16 protein-coding genes and 1 pseudogene are annotated in these 20,113 nt (G+C 72.5%); 16 read left to right on the top strand and 1 reads right to left on the bottom strand.

The annotated features are described in order from the left end of the window. Window positions 1-1,550 (bottom strand): BTAD domain-containing putative transcriptional regulator (locus tag AB4039_RS39265; RefSeq protein ID WP_442273017.1); only part of this gene is annotated, 1,550 nt, incomplete at its 3' end. A gap of 198 nt (window positions 1,551-1,748) precedes the next feature. Here AB4039_RS39265 and AB4039_RS39260 point away from each other — a divergent pair. The 16 genes and pseudogenes from AB4039_RS39260 to AB4039_RS39185 all read left to right on the top strand — a co-directional run. Further along, complete coding sequence (locus AB4039_RS39260; RefSeq protein ID WP_266843413.1) at window positions 1,749-2,108, top strand: nuclear transport factor 2 family protein; 360 nt, start codon at window positions 1,749-1,751, stop codon at window positions 2,106-2,108. Window positions 2,109-2,203: 95 nt separating this feature from the next. After that, entirely contained in the window at window positions 2,204-3,046 is an 843-nt protein-coding gene (locus AB4039_RS39255) for a hypothetical protein (RefSeq protein WP_442273016.1), read from the top strand. A 52-nt stretch (window positions 3,047-3,098) separates the two neighbouring features. Beyond that, on the top strand, window positions 3,099-3,842 hold the full coding sequence (locus AB4039_RS39250) for a tyrosine-protein phosphatase (RefSeq protein ID WP_442273015.1): 744 nt from the start codon (window positions 3,099-3,101) through the stop codon (window positions 3,840-3,842). Window positions 3,843-4,280: 438 nt separating this feature from the next. Beyond that, window positions 4,281-6,344, top strand: a complete 2,064-nt coding sequence (gene fusA, locus AB4039_RS39245) for an elongation factor G (RefSeq protein ID WP_442273014.1) — start codon at window positions 4,281-4,283, stop codon at window positions 6,342-6,344. A gap of 153 nt (window positions 6,345-6,497) precedes the next feature. Continuing rightward, window positions 6,498-7,832: pseudogene (locus AB4039_RS39240) on the top strand (MFS transporter); the annotation flags it as partial. Window positions 7,833-7,905: 73 nt separating this feature from the next. Further along, window positions 7,906-9,096 carry a trans-sulfuration enzyme family protein gene (locus AB4039_RS39235; RefSeq protein WP_442273013.1) on the top strand — a complete coding sequence of 397 codons (1,191 nt, stop codon included), beginning with the start codon at window positions 7,906-7,908 and terminating at the stop codon, window positions 9,094-9,096. 63 nt (window positions 9,097-9,159) lie between these two features. Continuing rightward, entirely contained in the window at window positions 9,160-9,675 is a 516-nt protein-coding gene (locus tag AB4039_RS39230; protein ID WP_442273019.1) for a MaoC family dehydratase, read from the top strand. 39 nt (window positions 9,676-9,714) lie between these two features. Next, window positions 9,715-10,554: an SAM-dependent methyltransferase gene (locus tag AB4039_RS39225; protein ID WP_266843423.1), complete on the top strand. Its 840-nt coding sequence runs from the start codon at window positions 9,715-9,717 to the stop codon at window positions 10,552-10,554. After that, window positions 10,551-11,597 (top strand): class I SAM-dependent methyltransferase, encoded by a 1,047-nt coding sequence (locus AB4039_RS39220; protein WP_266843425.1) that lies wholly within the window; start codon window positions 10,551-10,553, stop codon window positions 11,595-11,597. The genes AB4039_RS39225 and AB4039_RS39220 overlap by 4 nt, the downstream gene beginning before the upstream one ends. A gap of 53 nt (window positions 11,598-11,650) precedes the next feature. Next, window positions 11,651-12,544 (top strand): diiron oxygenase, encoded by an 894-nt coding sequence (locus AB4039_RS39215; RefSeq protein WP_266843426.1) that lies wholly within the window; start codon window positions 11,651-11,653, stop codon window positions 12,542-12,544. Window positions 12,545-12,577: 33 nt separating this feature from the next. Then, window positions 12,578-13,438, top strand: coding sequence for a hypothetical protein (locus tag AB4039_RS39210; protein ID WP_442273012.1), 861 nt, complete (start codon window positions 12,578-12,580; stop codon window positions 13,436-13,438). Window position 13,439: 1 nt separating this feature from the next. Continuing rightward, the gene (gene acpS / locus AB4039_RS39205; protein ID WP_442273011.1) at window positions 13,440-14,255 is read left to right on the top strand and encodes a holo-ACP synthase; all 816 of its coding nucleotides are present in this window, start codon (window positions 13,440-13,442) and stop codon (window positions 14,253-14,255) included. Then, window positions 14,252-15,475 carry a methionine adenosyltransferase gene (gene metK, locus AB4039_RS39200; protein WP_442273010.1) on the top strand — a complete coding sequence of 408 codons (1,224 nt, stop codon included), beginning with the start codon at window positions 14,252-14,254 and terminating at the stop codon, window positions 15,473-15,475. The genes acpS and metK overlap by 4 nt, the downstream gene beginning before the upstream one ends. A gap of 1 nt (window position 15,476) precedes the next feature. Continuing rightward, window positions 15,477-16,460, top strand: a complete 984-nt coding sequence (locus tag AB4039_RS39195; protein ID WP_266843430.1) for a carbohydrate kinase family protein — start codon at window positions 15,477-15,479, stop codon at window positions 16,458-16,460. Continuing rightward, window positions 16,457-19,912 carry a methionine synthase gene (gene metH / locus AB4039_RS39190; RefSeq protein ID WP_442273009.1) on the top strand — a complete coding sequence of 1,152 codons (3,456 nt, stop codon included), beginning with the start codon at window positions 16,457-16,459 and terminating at the stop codon, window positions 19,910-19,912. Before AB4039_RS39195 ends, metH begins: the two co-directional genes overlap by 4 nt. A gap of 35 nt (window positions 19,913-19,947) precedes the next feature. Continuing rightward, window positions 19,948-20,113, top strand: a 166-nt coding sequence (locus AB4039_RS39185) for an adenosylhomocysteinase (RefSeq protein WP_442273018.1), incomplete at its 3' end; no start/stop codon positions are given.

Genomic DNA, 20,113 nt, shown 5'->3' with positions numbered 1-20,113 from the left:
CCGCCGCCGTACCCACCGGCGGGCCCGGCGCTCCACGAAGGGGCCCCCTCGGCGGCCGGGTACCCGCTCGCGGGGGCCGCGCCCCAGGTGGGGGAGGCGTCGGCGGGGCCGCCCGCGGGGAAGGTCCCCGGTCCCGGGGACCGGTCCGGCGCGCCGGGGCTCCACACCGGGAACCCGTCGAACGGACCGCCCGGAGCCTCACCGGCGGTACCGCCGCCGAACGGTGTGGCCAGGAGGGATCCCTGACCCGGCGGGGCGATGCCGGCGGGGCCCTGCCGGGAGGGTGCCCCCCGGTCGTGTGGGGCCTGCGCGCCGGTGGAGCCGAGCGGGGCGCCGTGGTCCTGCGGGGCCCGCGGGGCGGGGATGTCCAGCGGGGTGCCCGAGGTGCCCTGGCCGTACAGGGCCTGTGGGGCGGCGGCTCCGGCGGCGTGCCGGTCCCCGGACCCGGGCCGGCTGCCCACGGCTCCCTGGTCGTACGGGCCCCACGGGGCCGCCGTGCCCAGCGGGTCTCCCGGGGTGCCGTGGCTGTACGGGGCCCGGGGGTGCAGGGAGCCGCCAGGGGCGGCCGGGCTGTCCGGGCCGTGCGAGGCGTGAGGGCCCGAGGGGGCGAACGGTGCCCCTGGGGCCCCTGGGGCGCCTTGTGCTGCCTGAGGCGTGCCCGGTCTCGTACCGTCGGCGCCCGCGCCCGCGGCTCCGGCGCCGTACGCTCCGCCGGGTCCCGCGGCAGCGGACCCGAACCCGCCGCCCGGTCTCGCCGGGCGGACCGGTGGGACGTCCCCCGAGAGGATGGCCCGTTCCAGCCCGCGCAGCTCACCCCCCGGCTCCAGGCCGAGCTCCTCCACCAGCAGCTCGCGGCCCACCCGGTAGCTCTCCAGTGCCTCCGCCTGTCGCCCCGAGCGGTACAGCGCCAGCATCAGCTGCCCGCGCAGCCGTTCCCGCAGCGGGTGGACCCGTACCAGCAGCTGGATCTCGCCGACCAGCTGGTGGTGGCGGCCGAGGTCGAGCTCCAGCTCGATCCGCGTCTCGGCGGCCGTCAGCCGTTCCTCGTCCAACTGCAGCGCCTTGCTGCGCAGCGTCTCGCTCGACACCCCGCTCAGGCAGTCGCCCTGCCACAACTCACCGGCAGCGCGCAGCAGTTCCACCGCCTCCTGCGCGTCCCCGCGCTTCGCCAGGGTGCGGGCGTCCGCGAGCCGCCGCGCGAAGACGGCGGCGTCGACGAGGTCGCCCTCCGTCCTGAGGACGTACCCCGGCGGCCGCGTGGTGATCGCGGCGGCGATCCCGGCCGTCGTGAAGAGCTTGCGCAGCCGCGACACGCAGATCTGCACCTGGGTGCGTGCGGTGTCCGGCGGCTCGTCGTCCCAGATGAGGTCGACCAGGTAGTCCGTGCTGACGACGCGGTTCGCCTCAAGGAGCAGAGCGGCGAGGATGACCTCCTGCCGCCCCGGGGGAATCCGCACCGGCCCGCTCAGGCCGGTCACCTGTAAGGGTCCGAGGATGCGGAACACCACCGTGTCCGGGGTGTGCGGAACCCCGCCGGGCGAAACGGTCATGAGTCTCCCAGCTGGAGGCACACCAGAGATCGGGTGGAGCGCGGGGTCAGTCTCCCCGAACACCTCTCCGGTTGTCCATGGTGTGGAGATTGCGTGGTGGTGAACGCGATAGGCCCGGGATAGCGGGGAGTTGCGGGTCCGCAGGACCGTGGGGACGTCGGCACCCGAAGGGGGTGCGGCCGTACGAAGGGACCATCCATGAACAGTCGGTACGCCGGGCGGCTGACGCCCAGCCGGGTCGTCACCGACTCCGGGGTCGACCACGTGCGCCTCGCCTACGACTACCTCGACGCCGGAGACCTCGACGGGTACGGCTCGCTCCTGCACGCCGGCCTGGCCCTCGGCGCCGACCTGGAGCGTCCGGGGGGTGCGGGCGCCCGGCGCCACCACATCACCCGGATCGTCGCCGAGGGGGACTGCGTGATCGCGATGGGCCGACTGGCCCCGCAGCAGTGCGAGTTCGTCGACGTGTTCACGCTGTCCGCCGAGGGCATGCTGCGCGGCTGCCGCCGCTACTACCCGGCCGCCGCCTCGCCCGCCGTCGAGGCCGTCCGCTGAGGCGGCCGTGCCGAACTCGGCGTTCCCCGGGCCCTCTTGCCCGCTCGGCGCTATCGTGCGGGCGGGGGAGAGCGGACGAGGGGGCGGCCGCGGCGATGCGATTTCTGTTCGTGCACGGGACGGGGGTGCGGCGGGAGCGGCACGACGCGCTGTTCGCGCTGGTCCGGGAGGGGCTGACGGCCCGCTTCCCCGGCGCGGCCGTCGAATCCTGCTTCTGGGGCGAAGGCTTCGGAGCGTCCCTCGGCGCGGGCGGCCGCTGCGTGCCGGGACTGCGCACGGGGCACGACGGGGCCGAGGACGACGACGCCGCCGAGGTGGCCGAGTGGGGCCTGTTGCTGGCCGATCCGCTGTGCGAGCTGCGGGTGCTGGCGGAGGCGGGCTGGGACACCGCCCGCGCGGCGGGCGGATCCGGCGGCCCGGAGGACGACGACGACCCCTTCGCGATGCCCGGGATCCGGGCCTCCGGGGCCCGCGTCCTGGACCGACTGGACCGACTGGACCGACTGGACCGACTGGACCGCCTGGAGCGCCTGACCGGACTGGACCTGCCGCACCGCCCGGACGTACCGGGCCGGCGCACGGGGAGACCCGGGGATCCGGGTCCGGGAGCTCCCGCCGGACCGGACGGGACGGCGGCCCCCGGGACGGCCGGCGCCGACGAGCTGGCGTTACTCCTGCACGGCACCGGCCTGGCCCCCGGATTCCGTGCCGCGCTGGACACGGTCGCGCGGTCCGAGGAGGCGGCCCGCGCCGGGGAACGGGCCACGGCCGAGCCGGAGGCCCGGGAGCTGGCCACCGCCCTCGCGCGGGCCGTCACCGCCGCCGCCCTCGCCTCGGCCGCGGCCGGAGCCGACGCCGACTGCACCGCCGCCGAGCGGGACCGTCTCGTCGAACTGCTCACCTCCCGCCACCCCTCGCCGGAACCCGGCGACGGGTGACCCGTCCGGCATCCTGGGTGCACAACTGCCCCACGCCACACAGGAGTCACTCTTGCCGCACACCGCCCCCGCCCGCCGCCACCTCCCCTTCGAGCGCCTGCACAACTTCCGCGACCTCGGCGGCTACCGCACCGCCGACGGCCGCACCCTCGCCTGGGGCGCCCTCTACCGGGCCGACTCCCTCGGCAAGCTCCGGGGCGCCGACTGGGACCGGTTCCTCGACCTCGGCATCCGCACCGTCATCGACCTGCGCTACCCGTGGGAGATCGAGGCCAAGGGCCGGATACCGCAGCCCGAGAGGTTCACGTACGCCAACCTCAGCATCGAGCACCGGCCCTACGACCAGGCCGAGATCGACCCCGCCCTCGACCCCTGGCGCTACCTCGCCGACCGCTTCGCGGAGGTGGCCGAGGACGGGGTCGAGGAGATCCGGCGGACCATCGAACTGATCGCCACCGGCCCCGGGCCCACCGTCTTCCACTGCACCTCCGGCAAGGACCGCACCGGCCTGATCGCCGCGCTCGTCCTGACCCTCCTGGACGTCCCCGAGGAGGAGGTCCTGGCCGACTTCGCCCTCACCGAGCTGGCCACCGAACGCCTCACCGCGGACTGGCACGCCGCCAACCCGGGCCGCACCATGCGCTGGCCCGCGTACGGGCGAGCCCCGGCGACGGTCATGTCCCTGGTCCTCGCCGACCTCACCGGCCGCTACGGCTCCCCGCTCGCCTACCTCACCGGCCCCGTCGGCATCACCCCGGCCATCATCTCCCGCCTGCGGGAACGCCTCCTGACGTGACGGCGGCCCACCCCGGGTCCGGGCGGGCGGCGGGGTCCCGCGCGGAAATTCGCGTGCCCCGCCCCCGCCGCCGCTCGTAGACTCGCCCCACGCGCCGCCGACAGGGCGCCGCGTCAGCCTTGCCGAGTGAAGAGAAGGGGAACCGGGCCATGCGCACGCACCGCACCGCCGTCTGTGTTCCCCCGTCCCGGTACGACGTGATCCTGGTGTCCCGCAGCGCGCGGTAACGGCTGCGCGGCCGTCACCGTACGCCCCTGACGCGTCTTCGGTCCCTGAATCCTCCCGCCCCGCCCTGCCCCGCCCCGCCCTGCCCCGCGCCCTTCCGGGCCGCCGGGCGGTGCCCGGACCGGTGCGCGGGGCCGCGGGCCGGTGGACCCCCGCGCCGGGCCATCGCGCCGCCCCGCACGATCTCTTCACGCATCCGAAAGGCCACGGGCCATGCGCACCGTCCGTCCCCACACCCCCACCCCCACCCCCACCCCCAGCACCCCCGACGCCGTCCGCAACCTGGGCATCCTCGCCCACGTCGACGCGGGCAAGACGACGCTCACCGAGCGGATCCTGTTCGCGACCGGCGCCATCCACAAGCGGGGCGAGGTCCACGACGGCACGACCGTCACCGACTTCGACGCCCAGGAACGGGACCGGGGCATCACCATCTTCGCCGCGGCCGTCAGCTGCGCCTGGGGCGGACACCGCATCAACCTGATCGACACCCCCGGCCACGTCGACTTCGCCGACGAGGTCGAGCGTTCCCTGCGGGTGCTCGACGGGGCGGTCGCGGTGTTCGACGCCGTCGCGGGCGTCGAACCGCAGAGCGAGTCCGTGTGGCGGCAGGCCGACCGGCACGGCGTCCCGCGGATCGCGTTCGTCAACAAGCTGGACCGGGCGGGCGCCGACCTCGACGCGGCCGTCGCCTCGATCCGCGACCGGCTGGGAGTCGTGCCCCTGGTCGTCCAGCTGCCCGTCGGGCGCGAGGACGCCTTCACCGGTGTCGTCGACCTGCTGCGCATGCGTGCGCTGCTCTGGCGTCCGGGCGACAGCGCGTACGCGGTCGAGCCGGTCCCGGAGCCGCTGCGCGAGGAGGCCGTCCGGCGCCGCCGGATCCTGGAGGAGACGGTCGCGGAACTCCATCCGGAGGCCCTGGAGGAGTTCTGCGCGGCTTCGGCGCTGACCGGGGGGACCCTGGCGCGGGCCCTGCGCGAGCTGACCCTCGCGCGGGAGGCCGTGGTGGTGCTGTGCGGTTCGGCGTACCGCAACCGCGGGATCGAACCGCTGCTGGACGCCGTACGGGACTACCTGCCGGCGCCGTCCGACATGCCACCGGTGCGCGGCGCGGCACCGGACGGCACCGAGCTGGAGCGCGCCTGCGACCCGGCGGCGCCGTTCGCCGCGCTCGCCTTCAAGGTGACGGCGACCGCGACCGGACGCCTCACCTACCTGCGGGTCTACGCGGGCACCCTCCGCAAGGGCGACTCGGTGCGCGATCCGGCGTCGGGCCGCACGGAACGTGTCGGCCGGATCCTGCGGGTGCAGGCCGACCGGCACGAGGAACGGGAGGAGGCGACCGCCGGTGACATCGTCGCCGTGATCGGGCTCAAGACCGCCGGCGCGGGCACGACCCTGTGCGCGCCCGGGGCGCCGCTGCTGCTGGAACCGCCCTCGGTGGCGGAACCGGTGGTGTCGGTGGCGGTCGAGGCGCGCCGCGGCACCGACACCGGCCGGCTCGCGTCCGCGCTGGCGCGCCTCGTCGAGGAGGACCCCTCGCTGGTCGTGCGCACGGATGCGGAAACCGGTCAGACGGTGCTGTCGGGTATGGGCGAACTCCATCTGGAGGTCGCGGTGGAGAAGATCCGCCGGGACCGGGGCGTGGAGGTGGAGGTCGGCCGTCCGCAGGTCTCGTACCGGGAGACGGTGGTGGGCGGGGTGACCGGGTTCGTCCACCGGCACGTCAAACAGGACGGTGGCGCGGGCCAGTTCGCGCACGTCGTCATCGACGTCGAGCCGTGGGAGGAGGCCGGCTTCGAGTTCCGTTCGACGGTCGTCGGCGGCCGGGTCCCCCAGGAGTACGCGCGTGCCGTGGAGGCGGGCTGCCGTGACGCCCTGGCCGAGGGGCCGCTCGGCGGGCATCCGGTGACGGGGCTGCGGGTGGTCCTCACGGACGGGGCGACCCACTCCAAGGACTCCTCGGAGATGGCGTTCCGGGCGGCGGGCCGCTTCGCCCTGCGCGAGGCCCTGCGCGCGAGCACGCTCGAACTGCTGGAGCCCGTCGTGGAGGTCACGGTGACGCTGCCGGACGACGCCGTCGGGGGAGTGCTGGGCGACCTCGCGGCCCGCCGCGGCCGGGTCTCGGGCTCCACGACCGGGGCGGGCACCGCGGTGATCACGGCGACGGTGCCGCTGGCCGAGCTCTTCGGCTACGCGTCGCGCCTGCGCGGGCGCACCCAGGGCCGCGGCACGTTCACCACCCGTCCCGCGGGCCTGGCCCCGGCCCCCCGCTGACCCCCGCTCCCAGGACCCCCGCCGGCCGCGCCGGCGGGGGTCCGCGGGCTGTCCGAGCCGCCCCGAACTCTCTCTTACATACCCCCCATGGGTATGCTACGTTGCTACGCGAAGGTACCCCCCAGGGGTATATGGCAGAGGAGGGTCAGGGCAATGTCAACCGTCAATCCCCGGCGCTGGTGGGCACTTGGCGTGCTCGCCACCGCACAGTTCATGGTGATCATGGACACGTCCATCATCGGAGTCGCGCTCCCCGAGATGCAGAAGGACCTCGGGTTCTCGCAGGGCGAGCTCCAGTGGGTCTTCAACGCCTATGTGATCGTCTTCGGCGGGTTACTCCTGCTCGGCGGGCGGCTCTCCGACCTGTTCGGCGCCCGCAGGGTCTTCGCCGCCGGATGGGTCACCATGGTCGTCGGATCGGTGCTGGCCGCCGCCGCGCAGAGCGCGGCCGTCGAGATCGCCGGCCGGGCCGTGCAGGGCGTCGGCGGTGCGCTGATCGCGCCGTCCGCCATGACCCTGCTGATGATGCTCTTCGGGCACAACCCGAAGGAACTGGGCAAGGCGATGGCCCTCTACGGCGCCGCCGCGCCCGCCGGCGGGACCGCCGGCGTGTTCCTCGGCGGTGTGTTCACCGAGTGGATGAGCTGGCCGTGGGTCTTCATCATCTACGTGCCGATCGGCCTCGCGACCCTCGCCGCCACCAAGCTGCTGCCCGCCGTCCAGGCCCGCCGCGGTTCCGTGGACGTCCTCGGCGCCGTCGCCGTCACCGCCGGGCTCGCGCTCGCCGTCTTCGCCGTCGTGCGGGCGCCCGAGGCCGGCTGGGGCGCGACCGCCACCGTGCTCGAACTGATCGGCGCCGTCGTCCTGCTCGCCCTGTTCTTCGTGATCCAGAAGACCGTCCGCGAACCCCTCATGCCGCTCGGCGTGTGGCGGATCCCGCGGCTCGGCTCCGCCAACCTGGCGATGACGCTGCTGGGCGCCGCCTGGATCCCGATGTGGTACTTCCTCAACCTCTACCTCCAGCAGGTCCTGGACTACGGCGCCTTCGCCTCCGGCGCGGCGCTGCTCCCCATGACCATCCTGCTGATGATCTTCATGACGGCGATCACCGCGCGCCTCATGGGCCGCTTCGGCGCCAAGCCGCTGATCGCGGGCGGCCTGCTGGTCCTCGCCGCCGGCCTGGTCTGGCTCTCCGCGGTCGAGCCGACCGGCACCTTCCTCGTCGACGTCCTGCCGGCCTCGCTCGTCGCCGCGCTCGGCATGGCGCTCGCCTACATCCCGGCGATGATGGCCGCGATGTCCGGCGCTCCGCAGGAGCAGGCCGGCCTGGCCTCCGGCATCGTCAACACCACCTACAACGTGGGCTCCGCCCTCGGCCTCGCCGCCCTGACCGCCCTCGCCACCACGCAGGGCGCGGGTCAACTGGGCGACCTGCCCGCCCTCACCGACGGCTTCGGCGCCGCGTTCCTCGGCGCCGCCGTGATCGCCCGACGTCCTTCCGGACGTCGGGCGACCCCTTTTCCGTATCCGGATCCGCAGGACGAACGAGAGGGAGAACCCGATGAAGGACATCCGCACCCGGGCCGTGCACGTGGTCCACGAGCCGCCCGCCACCACGAGCCGCCCGCTGTCCGTGCCGCTCGTGCAGTCGTCCGCCTTCGCCTTCGACTCCGCCGACGAACTGGCGGCGGCCATGGCCGGCCCCGACGGCCCGTACGTCTACAGCCGGCGCGGCAATCCGACCGTACGCGCCCTGGAGCGGACCCTCGCCGACCTGGAGGGCGGGGCCTCCGCCATCGCCTTCGCCTCCGGCATGGGCGCCATCAGCGGAGTACTGCTCGCACTGCTCCGCCCCGGCGACCGGGTGATCGCGCAGCGGTGCCTCTACGGGGGGACGTACGCGGCGCTGACCGACCTCTCCGAGCGCTACGGGATCGAGGTCGCCCACATCGGCGGCGACGACGTGGCGGAGTTCGAGGCGCTCGCCGGGCCGCGCACCCGGCTGCTCCTGCTGGAGACCATCGCCAACCCCACCGGCCAGGTCCCGGACCTGCCCGGACTGCTGGCGGCGGCCCGGCGCCGGGGCGTGATCGGCGCCGTGGACAACTCGCTGGCCTCGCCCTTCCTGTGCCGCCCCGTCGAGCTCGGCGCCGACATCGTGCTGCACTCCACCACCAAGTACCTCGCCGGGCACTCCGACGTACTCGGCGGTGCGGCCGTCTTCGCCGACGACGCCCTGCGCCGCGAGGTGTGGCCGCGCACGGTCGAACTCGGCGCGAGCGCGGACCCGTTCGCCGCCTGGCTGACGCTGCGCGGGATCGCCACGCTGCCCCTGCGGATGCGCGAGCACTGTGCCAACGCGGGCCTGCTCGCCGAGCGGCTGGCGCGCCATCCGGCCGTGACGGCCGTCCACTGGCCGTGGCTGGGAACGCACCCCTCCCACGCCCTTGCCCGCACGGTGCTCTCGGGTGGCGGCGGGCTGCTCTCCTTCGAACTGGACGGCGGCCGGGAGGCCGGCCGGGCCTTCGTCGAGGGCGTCCGGGTGGCGCGGCTCGCCCTTTCCCTGGGCGGGGTGGAGACGCTCGTGACGCATCCGGCCTCGACCTCCCACCGGGAGCTGGACGAGGGGGCGTTGGCGCGCGCGGGCATCGGCGCGGGGCTCGTGCGGATGTCGGTGGGCATCGAGGACCCCGAGGACCTGTGGCGGGACATAGAACAGGCACTGCGGTCTTCTTTTGGGTTGACAAAATAATCGACCGATTCGTAGATTGGTTCACGCCAGAGAAACACTCCTCTACGTCAAGGGGGGCGCGTGATGCGCTACTTCGAGGACTTCCGGACCGGTGACGTGCACGAGCTGGGCACCATCACCGTCACGGCGGAGGAGGTGCTGGACTTCGGCAGGCGCTTCGACCCGCAGCCCTTCCACACGGACCCGGACCTCGCCGCGCGGTCACCGTTCGGCGGCCTGATCGCCAGCGGCTGGCACAGCGCCTCGATGTTCATGCGGCGCTACGTCGACGGACTGCTCGCCTACAGCGCCTGTACCGGCTCCCCGGGCGTCGACGAGATCCGCTACCTGCGGCCGGTGCGCCCCGGGGACGTCCTCACGGCACGCGTCGAGGTCCTCGGCTCCCGCCCCTCGCCGTTCAACCCGTCCACGGGCGTCGTCCAGCCCAAGTGCACGCTGGTGGACAGCGACGGGAACGTCGTCCTCAGCATGATCCTGCACAGCATCTTCAAGCGGCGGCCCGCCGAGTCCGACGCCGCGCACCCCGCCTCGACGTGCGCCGCCCAGGACCCCGTCGTCCGCGTCCGCAGCCTGGCCTGAACCACTCCCCCCGTCCACCGAAGTGAAGGGAGACCTCCCGTGGAGGCCGTATCCCGCACCGCCCAGTGGACCGCCGCAGCGCGGGCCCTGGAGACCGACCGCGAGGACCGGCTGTTCGCCGATCCGTACGCGCGCACCGTCGCCGACACCATCGGCTTCGAACTGCTGGAGCGCTACGCGGGCGCCGGAACCGTACCGTTCCTCGCCATCCGCACCACCTACCTCGACCGGGCGGTCGTCCGCGCCGTCGAGGACCACGGCATCCGCCAGGTCGTGTTCCTCGCCGCCGGCATGGACACCCGCTTCTACCGGCTCCCCTGGCCCGACGGCGTCACCGTCTACGAACTCGACCGCCCCGCCCTCCTGGAGGCCAAGGCGGAGATGCTCGCCGGGGAACCGGCCCCGGCCGGACGCACCCGCGTCACCGTCCCCGTCGACCTCACCGAGGACTGGACGGGCCCGCTCCAGGACGCCGGCTGGCGTCGCGGCGAGCCGGTCCTGTGGGTCGTCGAGGGCCTCCTGTTCTTCCTTCCCGAGCAGGCCGTACGCCACCTGATCACGACCCTCGCCGGACACTCCGCGCCCGGATCCGTCCTGCTCGGCGACGTCATCAGCAGGTCCGCGCTGGAGAACCCGCTGTCCCGGCCCTTCCTGAACTGCCTCAAGGAGGACGGGAACCCGTGGCTGTTCGGCACGGAGACCCCCGAGGAACTCCTCGCCGAATGCGGCTGGGACGTACGGGAGGTCCGCCAGCCGGGGGAGGCGGGCGCCGACTTCGGCCGCTGGCCGTACCCCGTCCCCGCGCGCGCCGTCCCGCGCGTGCCCCGTTCCTTCCTGTTCACCTGTGACCTCCCCACCGCAGAGGTGAGAGCGGCATGACCGGCACCCACGACTTCCACCAGCGCGTCATCGCCGACGCCGGCGCCGCCGTCCGCGGCCTCACCGTCGCCCTCGGCGAACGCCTCGGCCTCTACCGGGCCCTCGCCGAGACCGGCCCGCTCACTCCGGCCGCCCTCGCCGCGCGCGCCGGGATCCACCCCCGCTACGCCGAGGAGTGGCTGCACGCCCAGCTGAGCGCCGGGTACGTCGAGCGCGACCCGGAGACGGACGCGTACGCGCTGCCCGCCGACCACGCCCCCGTCCTCGCCGACCCGAACGCCGTCACCTACGCCGCCGGGTTCTTCACCGCCCTCAAGGCGCTCTACGGCACCGAGGACCTGCTCGTCGACGCGTACCGCACCGGTGACGGCGTCGGCTGGGCCGAACACGACCCGGCCCTGGACACCGGCATGGGCAGCTTCTTCCAGCCCACCTACGAGCACCGGCTCGTCCCCGACTGGCTGCCCGCCCTGACCGGGGTCACCGGCAAGCTCGCCGCCGGCGGCACCGTCGCCGACGTCGGCTGCGGCGTCGGCCACACCACCCTGCTCATCGCGAAGGCCTTCCCGCAGGCGACCGTCCACGGCTTCGACTACTCCGAAGAGGCCATCTCCCTCGCCCGCCGGCTCGCCGAGGAGGCCGGACTCTCCGACCGCGTCGTCTTCGAGGTGGCCGCCGCCGACGACTACCCCGGCTCCGGCTACGACCTGGTCACCTTCTTCAACGCCCTGCACGACATGGGCGACCCGGTCGCCGCCGCCCGCCACGTCCACAAGTCCCTGGACGCGGACGGCACCTGGATGCTCGTCGAGTCGAACGTGTCGCCCGCCGACATCGACACCCAGACCCCGGCCGCCCGCATGTTCATGGCGCTGTCCGCGGTGATGTGCCTGCCCGTCGCCGTCGCCCAGCGCGGCCCCCACGCCCTCGGCAACCACTCCGGCGAGCAGGCCTTCCGGGGCATCGCCGAAGAGGCCGGGTTCACCCGCTGGCGCCGGGCGACCGAGACCCCGGTCAACGCGGTCTACGAGGTCCGGCCGTAAGGGACCGCGGCCCCACGCGCCCGCCGGCCCACCACACACCGAGGAGAGTCACCATGGGCGTCAGCGCCCCCCTGCCGGTCACCGACCGCTTCCTGGAGGTCCTGGAGCGGCTCAGCTCCCGCTCCATCGAGGAGTACTACAACCCCTACCAGCAGTTCCAGTGGCCCGAGAAGCTCGAAGAGGGCCGGATGTGGATGACCCCCGAGCTGCTCACCGTCTACGGAACCCCGTTCTACGACGAGCTCGGCGAGGAGACCATCCAGCGCCTCTCCAAGTGGGAGAGCATCAACTTCTACAGCCTCAACGTGCACGGCATCCGCGAACTGCTCATCGAGGTGGTCGGCCGGATCCACATGCCCGGCTTCGAGGTGCCCTCCGACTTCTTCCACCACTTCATCGGTGAGGAGAACGAGCACATGTGGTTCTTCGCCGAGTTCTGCCGCCGCTACGGCGACAAGATCTACGGCTCCACGGCCCTGCGCGCCGACTCCGCCTGGGAGCCGGAGGTGGAGAACTTCCTCGTCTTCGCCCGCATCCTGTTCTTCGAGGAACTCGTCGACCACTACAACACCCGGATGGCGCGCGACGAATCGCTGTGCCACACCATCCGCGAGGTCAACCGCATCCACCACCAGGACGAGTCCCGGCACATCGCCTTCGGCCGCGAACTGGTGTCCCTGCTCTTCACCCGGATGCGCGAGGCCGTCCCGGCCGCCCGGCTCGCCGAGGTCGAGGCCTACCTCAAGCGGTACGTGGTCTACAGCGTCAACTCCCTCTACAACCCCCACGTCTACCGCGACGCCGGCATCGCCGACCCGATCGCCCTGCGCAACGCGCTGGTCGCCGACGAACGCCGCCGCCCCTTCGAGCGCAAGACCATCCGCAAGCCCCTCGGCTTCTTCCTGAAGACCGGGATCTTCACGGACGACACCCTGCCCGTCGTCTGAGAGGGCCGACCGCCGTCCGAGAGGTGACCCCCCATGACCATCACGACCACCGCGAGCCCCGGTGACACGACGGGCCTGCCGTCCCTCGGCCCCGAAGGCACCGCCCTGCTGCGACTGCTCGACGACACCTTCGAGCACTGGGGCGTGAGCGCGGGCGCCCGTCCGATGACCATGCCCCCGCTGCTGCCGGCCGCCGACCTGGCCCGGCTCGACTACTACGACAACTTTCCCCACCAGGCCGTCGTCGCCGCCCCGCTGAACCTGGACGTCCGCGGGAGCACCGAGTTCTGTACCGACACGGGCTGCTTCCCCTGCGACGCGCTGGAGCCCGCCGCCCTCGGACTCCCCTCCGCGTCCTGCTACGCCGTCTACATCGACCACCAGGGCCGCCCGGCCGACGACGACGAACTCGTCACCGTGGTCGGCTGGTGCTTCCGCAAGGAGGAGCGCTACGAAGGCCTGCGCCGCCAGCTCGGCTTCCGGATGCGGGAGATCGTCGCCATCGGCACCCGGGAACACGCCGAGGCACACCTGGCCTCCTTCACCACACGGATCAACTCCTTCGCCGAGGCCCTCGACCTGCCGCTGCGCCGCGAGGCCGCCTGCGACCCCTTCTTCGACAGGGGCAGCTCCAAGGCCGTCCTGCAACGCCTGACCCCGGTCAAGCACGAGTTCCTGTACGAGGACCTCGCGATCGCCTCCGTCAACACCCACCGCAACTTCTTCGGCGACCGGTGCGACATCCCCCTCGCCTCCGGCGCGGGACCGGCTTTCACCAGCTGCGTCGCCTTCGGCCTGGAGCGCTGGCTCTCGGCGCTCACCCGACGCCACGGCAGCTGGGGCGCGGCGACCGCCGCGGTCCTGAAGGCGAACGCGGCCGGGCCGGCGATCTGACGTGCAGACCCGACCCGTCGCCCCGCCGGCGGGCGGCCCGGGCTGGGCGAACCTCGGCATGGACATCGTGTCCGTCACCCGTGTCCGCCGGCTCCTCACCCTCTACGGCGAGGACTTCTTCCGGCGCATGCTCACCCCCGGCGAACTCGCCGACTGCCGCACCTCCGCCCGGCTCGACGTCCTGGGCCTGTGCGGGCGGATCGCCGCCAAGGAGGCGGCGTTCAAGACCCTCCGCGTCCGGGCCGCGTTCCTGCCCTGGCTGGACATCGTCGTGCGCCGCTCCGAAGGCGGCTGGCCGCTCGTGGAACTCCGCGGTCCGGCGGCGGCGATGGCCGCCGACTCCGGCATCGCCGCGGTCACCGTGACCATCAGCCACGACGTGGACTACGCGGTCGCGGTCGCCACCCCGGTGCTGGAGCCCGGCCCGCCGGAAGCACCCGCACACCCCGCACCGCCCGCTCCACCCGCACCCCCCGTACAGCCCGCTCGGCCCGGTCCGGTCGTCGCCCACGACTCCGCAACCGCGGCCGGCACCCCCACCCCACACGGCACCCCAAGGAGAGACACCATGTCCGACGGTCTGCAGTTCATGAAGAACTGGCTCCTCGCCCGCCACGAGGAGCTCGACGACATCGCTCCCGACCTGGACCTCATCGAGAACCGGCTCATCGACTCGCTGTCCTTCGTCGAGTTCGTCTTCCTGCTGGAACAGCACAGCGGACGGTCCATCCAGATGGAGACCCTGGAGGTCGACGAGATCCGCACCTTCGCCGCCATCGAGACCCACTTCTTCACGGCCAAGGTGGGACAGGCATGAGCAAGCGGCTGTTCACCTCCGAGTCCGTCACCGAAGGACATCCCGACAAGATCGCCGACCGGATCAGCGACACCGTCCTCGACGCGCTGCTGCGCGAGGACCCGGCCTCCCGCGTGGCCGTCGAGACGCTCATCACCACCGGCCAGGTCCACATCGCCGGCGAGGTCACGACGACGGCGTACGCGCCGATCGCCGAACTCGTCCGCGGGGCCATCCTCGACATCGGCTACGACTCCTCGAAGAAGGGCTTCGACGGCGCCTCCTGCGGCGTGTCGGTGTCCATCGGCGCGCAGTCGTCCGACATCGCGCAGGGCGTGGACACGGCGTACGAGAGCCGGGTCGAGGGTGCCGCCACCGGTGAGGAGGGTGACGAGCTCGACCGGCAGGGCGCCGGTGACCAGGGGCTCATGTTCGGCTACGCCTGCGACGAGACGCCCGAGCTGATGCCGCTCCCGATCCACCTCGCGCACCGCCTCTCGCGCCGCCTGACCCAGGTCCGCAAGGAGGGCACCGTCCCCTACCTGCGGCCCGACGGCAAGACCCAGGTCACCATCGAGTACGACGGCGACCAGCCCGTCCGCCTCGACACCGTCGTCGTCTCCTCGCAGCACGCCGCGGACATCGACCTGGACTCGCTGCTCGCCCCGGACATCCGCGAGTTCGTCGTGGAGCCGGTGCTGGCGCAGCTCGTCGAGGACGGCATCAAGCTGGACACCGACGGCTACCGGCTGCTGGTCAACCCGACCGGCCGTTTCGAGATCGGCGGCCCGATGGGCGACGCCGGCCTCACCGGCCGCAAGATCATCATCGATACGTACGGGGGCTACGCCCGCCACGGCGGCGGCGCCTTCTCCGGCAAGGACCCGTCGAAGGTCGACCGCAGCGCCGCGTACGCCATGCGCTGGGTCGCCAAGAACGTGGTCGCCGCCGGTCTGGCCGCGCGCTGCGAGGTCCAGGTCGCCTACGCGATCGGCAAGGCCGAGCCCGTCGGTCTCTTCGTCGAGACCTTCGGCACCGCCACCCTGCCCGACGAGCGCATCCAGGAGGCCATCGGCGAGGTCTTCGACCTGCGCCCGGCCGCGATCATCCGCGACCTCGACCTGCTGCGGCCCATCTACGCCCAGACCGCCGCCTACGGCCACTTCGGCCGCGAGCTCCCGGACTTCACCTGGGAGCGCACCGACCGCGTCCACGCGCTGCGCAAGGCCGCCGGGGTCTGACATGCGCATCGCTGTCACGGGATCCATCGCGACCGATCACCTGCTGACCTTCCCCGGCCGGTTCGCCGAACAGCTGCTGGCGGACCGGCTGGACCGGGTCTCTTTGTCCTTCCTCGCCGACGGACTGGAAGTGCGGCGGGGCGGAGTGGCGGCGAACATCGCGTTCGGCCTGGGCGTGCTGGGACTGCACCCCCTGCTGGTGGGCGCCGTGGGCGCGGACTTCGAGCCGTACCGGGTGTGGCTGAAGGACCACGGCGTGGACACCGGCTCCGTCCGCGTGAGCGACACCCGCCACACCGCCCGGTTCGTCTGCACCACGGACGCCGACCAGAACCAGATCGCCACCTTCTACGCGGGCGCCATGGCCGAGGCCCGTGAGATCGACCTCCGGGAGGTCGTCGCCCGTGGCGGCCGCCCCGACCTGGTGCTGATCTCACCGGACGACCCCGAGGCCATGCTCCGCCACACCCACACCTGCCGTGCCCTGGGCGTCCCCTTCGCCTCCGACCCCTCGCAGCAGCTGGCCCGGCTGACCCGGGAGGAGGTGCGGGACCTCATCGACGGCGCGCACCGGCTGTTCACCAACGAGTACGAGTCCGCCCTGCTGTGCGAGCGCTCCGGCTTCACCGAGGACGAGGTCCTGGGCCGGGTCGGCTCCTGGATCACCACCCACGGCGAAGCCGGCGTACGGATCCGGGCCGCCGACCGCGAACCGCTGACCGTACCCGCCGTGCCGGTACCGGAGGTGGTCGACCCCACCGGCGTCGGCGACGCGTTCCGGGCCGGCTTCCTCGCCGGTACGGCGTGGGGCGTCCCCGAGCGGTACGCGGCCCAGCTGGGCTGCGCCGTCGCCGCGACCGTACTCGGTCACACCGGTACCCAGGAGTACCACCTGTCCCGGGAATCCCTGCTCGCCGGACTGCGATCCGCGTACGGCCCGGCGAGCGCGACGGAACTGGCCGCGCACCTGAGGAGGCTGCCATGAGACGTTCACTGCGCACGGAGCTCGCGACCCGCGTGGTCGTCGCGGACGGCGCCATGGGCACGATGCTGCAGGCCGCCGACCCTACAATGGACGACTTCCTGGGGCTGGAGGGCTGCAACGAGATCCTCAACCTCACGCGCCCCGACATCGTGCGTTCGGTCCACGACGAGTACTTCGCGGTGGGCGTGGACTGCGTCGAGACCAACACCTTCGGCACGAACCTGGCGGCCCTCGCCGAATACGGCGTCGAGGAGCAGGTCTACGAGCTCTCCGAGGCCGGCGCCCGGATCGCCCGCGAGTCGGCGGACGCCTTCACGGCGCGGGACGGCCGGCCGCGATGGGTGCTGGGTTCCATGGGCCCCGGCACCAAGCTGCCCACCCTCGGCCACGTGGGGTACGAGCCCCTGCGCGAGGCCTACCAGCAGAACGCGGAGGGCCTGATCCGCGGCGGCGCGGACGCCCTCCTGGTGGAGACCAGCCAGGACCTGCTCCAGACCAAAGCGGCCGTCATCGGCGCCCGCCGGGCCCTGGACTGGTGCGGCGCGGGGGACCTGCCCCTGATCGTGCAGGTGACGGTGGAAGCGACCGGCACGATGCTGCTGGGTTCGGAGATCGGCGCGGCCCTGACGGCTCTGGAGCCGCTGGGCATCGACATGATCGGCCTGAACTGCGCGACGGGCCCCGCCGAGATGAGCGAGCACCTGCGCCACCTGGCGCGCAACGCCCGGATCCCGCTGTCGTGCATGCCGAACGCGGGCCTGCCGGTGCTGACGAAGCAGGGCGCGCACTACCCGCTGAGTGCTCCGGAGCTGGCGGACGCGCAGGAGACGTTCGTGCGCGAGTACGGTCTCTCCCTGGTCGGCGGCTGCTGCGGCACCACCCCCGAGCACCTGCGGCAGGTCGTGGAGCGGGTCCGGGGTACGGCCATCACCGCCCGCAGCCCCCAGCCCGAGCCGGGCGCCGCCTCCCTCTATCAGACGGTGCCGTTCCGGCAGGACACCTCGTACATGGCGATCGGTGAGCGGACGAACGCGAACGGGTCGAAGAAGTTCCGTGAGGCGATGCTGGAGGCCCGCTGGGACGACTGTGTGGAGATGGCCCGGGACCAGATCCGTGAGGGCGCGCACATGCTGGATCTGTGCGTGGACTACGTGGGCCGTGACGGTGTCGCGGACATGAAGGAGCTGGCGGGCCGTTTCGCGACGGCTTCGACGCTGCCCATCGTGCTGGACTCGACCGAGGTTCCCGTCATCCAGGCCGGTCTGGAGAAGCTCGGCGGCCGCGCCGTCATCAACTCGGTGAACTACGAGGACGGTGACGGTCCCGAGTCGCGTTTCGCGAAGGTCACCCGGCTGGCGCGGGAGCACGGCGCCGCGCTGATCGCGCTGACGATCGACGAGGAGGGCCAGGCCCGCACGGTCGAGCACAAGGTCGCCATCGCGGAGCGTCTGATCGCGGATCTGACGGGGAACTGGGGGATCCGGGAGTCGGACATCCTCATCGACACCCTGACGTTCACGATCTGCACGGGGCAGGAGGAGTCCCGCAAGGACGGCATCGCGACGATCGAGTCGATCCGCGAGCTCAAGCGCCGCCACCCCGACGTCCAGACCACCCTCGGCCTGTCGAACATCTCCTTCGGTCTCAACCCGGCCGCCCGTGTCCTGCTGAACTCGGTGTTCCTGGACGAGTGCGTCAAGGCGGGTCTGGACTCGGCGATCGTGCACGCGTCGAAGATCCTGCCGATCGCCCGTTTCGACGAGGAGCAGGTCACCACCGCCCTCGACCTGATCTACGACCGGCGTGAGGGTGATTACGACCCCCTGCAGAAGCTGATGGCCCTCTTCGAGGGCGTCAACACCAAGTCGCTGAAGGCCGGCCGGGCGGAGGAGCTGCTGGCGCTGCCGCTGGACGAGCGGCTCCAGCGCCGGATCATCGACGGGGAGAAGAACGGCCTGGAGGCCGACCTCGACGAGGCCCTCCGGACACGCCCGGCCCTGGACATCGTCAACGACACCCTCCTGGAGGGCATGAAGGTCGTCGGTGAGCTGTTCGGCTCGGGCCAGATGCAGCTGCCGTTCGTCCTCCAGTCGGCCGAGGTGATGAAGACGGCGGTGGCGTATCTCGAACCGCACATGGAGAAGACGGACGACGAGGGCAAGGGCACGATCGTCCTGGCCACGGTCCGTGGTGACGTCCACGACATCGGCAAGAACCTCGTCGACATCATCCTGACGAACAACGGCTACAACGTCGTCAACATCGGCATCAAGCAGCCGGTCTCGGCGATCCTGGAGGCCGCCCAGGAACACAAGGCCGACGTCATCGGCATGTCCGGGCTCCTGGTCAAGTCCACGGTGATCATGAAGGAGAACCTGGAGGAGCTCAACCAGCGCAAGCTGGCAGCCGACTACCCCGTCATCCTCGGCGGCGCCGCCCTCACCCGCGCCTACGTCGAACAGGACCTCCACGAAATCTACGAAGGCGAAGTCCGCTACGCCCGCGACGCCTTCGAAGGCCTCCGCCTCATGGACGCCCTCATGGGCATCAAGCGCGGCGTCCCCGGCGCCGCCCTCCCGCCCCTCAAGCAGCGCCGGGTGGCCCAGCGCAGCGCCGTCCTCGACGTACGGGAACCCGAACCGGCCGGCCGTTCCGACGTGTCCGTCGACCACCCGGTGCCCGAGCCGCCCTTCCTCGGCACCAGGGTCGTCAAGGGGATCCAGCTCAAGGAGTACGCGGACTGGCTCGACGAGCAGGCGCTCTTCAAGGGGCAGTGGGGCCTCAAGTCGCCCGAGTCGATCGCGGCCGAGGGCCGTCCCCGGCTGCGCGGCTGGCTGGACCGCCTGCACACGGACCGGCTCCTCGAAGCGGCCGTGGTCTACGGCTATTTCCCCTGTGTCTCCAAGGGCGACGACCTGATCGTCCTCGACGAGGACGGCGGCGAGCGGAGCCGGTTCACCTTCCCGCGCCAGAGCCGCGGCCGCCGCCTGTGCCTCGCGGACTTCTTCCGCCCCGAGGACTCCGGAGAGGTCGACGTGGTCGCCCTCCAGGTGGTGACCGTGGGCAGCCGCATCGGCCGGGAGACGGCCCGCCTCTTCGCCGCCGACGCCTACCGCGACTACATGGAGCTGCACGGCCTCTCCGTCCAGCTCGCCGAGGCCCTGGCCGAGTACTGGCACGCCCGCGTCCGCGCCGAAATGGGCATCGACGGCTGCGATCCCGCCTCCGTCGAGGGCATGTTCCGCACCGAGTACCAGGGCTGCCGCTACTCGCTGGGCTATCCGGCCTGCCCCGAACTCGCCGACCGGGCGAAGATCGCCGAGCTGCTCCGGCCGGAGCGGATCGGCGTCCACCTCTCGGAGGAGTTCCAGCTCGACCCCGAGCAGTCCACGGATGCTCTGGTCGTCCACCACCCCGAAGCCAACTACTTCAACGCGGGAGGCCGCAGATGACCTCCGATGCCGGACACCTCCAAGGAGCACACCGCATGACCGCCGCATTCACGGACTTCAAGGTCGCCGACCTTTCCCTTGCCGCCTTCGGCCGCAAGGAGATCACCCTGGCCGAGCACGAGATGCCGGGTCTGATGTCGATCCGCCGGGAGTACGCCGAGGCGCAGCCGCTGGCCGGCGCCCGGATCACCGGTTCGCTGC

The organism is Streptomyces sp. M-16 (assembly GCF_052114405.1).
Lineage (GTDB): Bacteria > Actinomycetota > Actinomycetes > Streptomycetales > Streptomycetaceae > Streptomyces.
The sequence above is the reverse complement of the archived record's forward strand: the minus strand, read 5'-3'. Positions and strand labels throughout refer to the sequence as shown.

Excerpts from the sequence above, each read along its gene's own strand:
- AB4039_RS39260 (WP_266843413.1), top strand. The coding sequence starts at position 1,749 with ATGAACAGTCGGTACGCCGGGCGGCTGACGCCCAGCCGGGTCGTCACC.
- AB4039_RS39255 (WP_442273016.1), top strand. The coding sequence starts at position 2,204 with ATGCGATTTCTGTTCGTGCACGGGACGGGGGTGCGGCGGGAGCGGCAC.
- fusA (WP_442273014.1), top strand. The coding sequence starts at position 4,281 with ATGCGCACCGTCCGTCCCCACACCCCCACCCCCACCCCCACCCCCAGC.
- AB4039_RS39235 (WP_442273013.1), top strand. The coding sequence starts at position 7,906 with ATGAAGGACATCCGCACCCGGGCCGTGCACGTGGTCCACGAGCCGCCC.
- AB4039_RS39230 (WP_442273019.1), top strand. The coding sequence starts at position 9,160 with ATGCGCTACTTCGAGGACTTCCGGACCGGTGACGTGCACGAGCTGGGC.
- AB4039_RS39220 (WP_266843425.1), top strand. The coding sequence starts at position 10,551 with ATGACCGGCACCCACGACTTCCACCAGCGCGTCATCGCCGACGCCGGC.
- AB4039_RS39215 (WP_266843426.1), top strand. The coding sequence starts at position 11,651 with ATGGGCGTCAGCGCCCCCCTGCCGGTCACCGACCGCTTCCTGGAGGTC.
- AB4039_RS39210 (WP_442273012.1), top strand. The coding sequence starts at position 12,578 with ATGACCATCACGACCACCGCGAGCCCCGGTGACACGACGGGCCTGCCG.
- metK (WP_442273010.1), top strand. The coding sequence starts at position 14,252 with ATGAGCAAGCGGCTGTTCACCTCCGAGTCCGTCACCGAAGGACATCCC.
- AB4039_RS39195 (WP_266843430.1), top strand. The coding sequence starts at position 15,477 with ATGCGCATCGCTGTCACGGGATCCATCGCGACCGATCACCTGCTGACC.
- metH (WP_442273009.1), top strand. The coding sequence starts at position 16,457 with ATGAGACGTTCACTGCGCACGGAGCTCGCGACCCGCGTGGTCGTCGCG.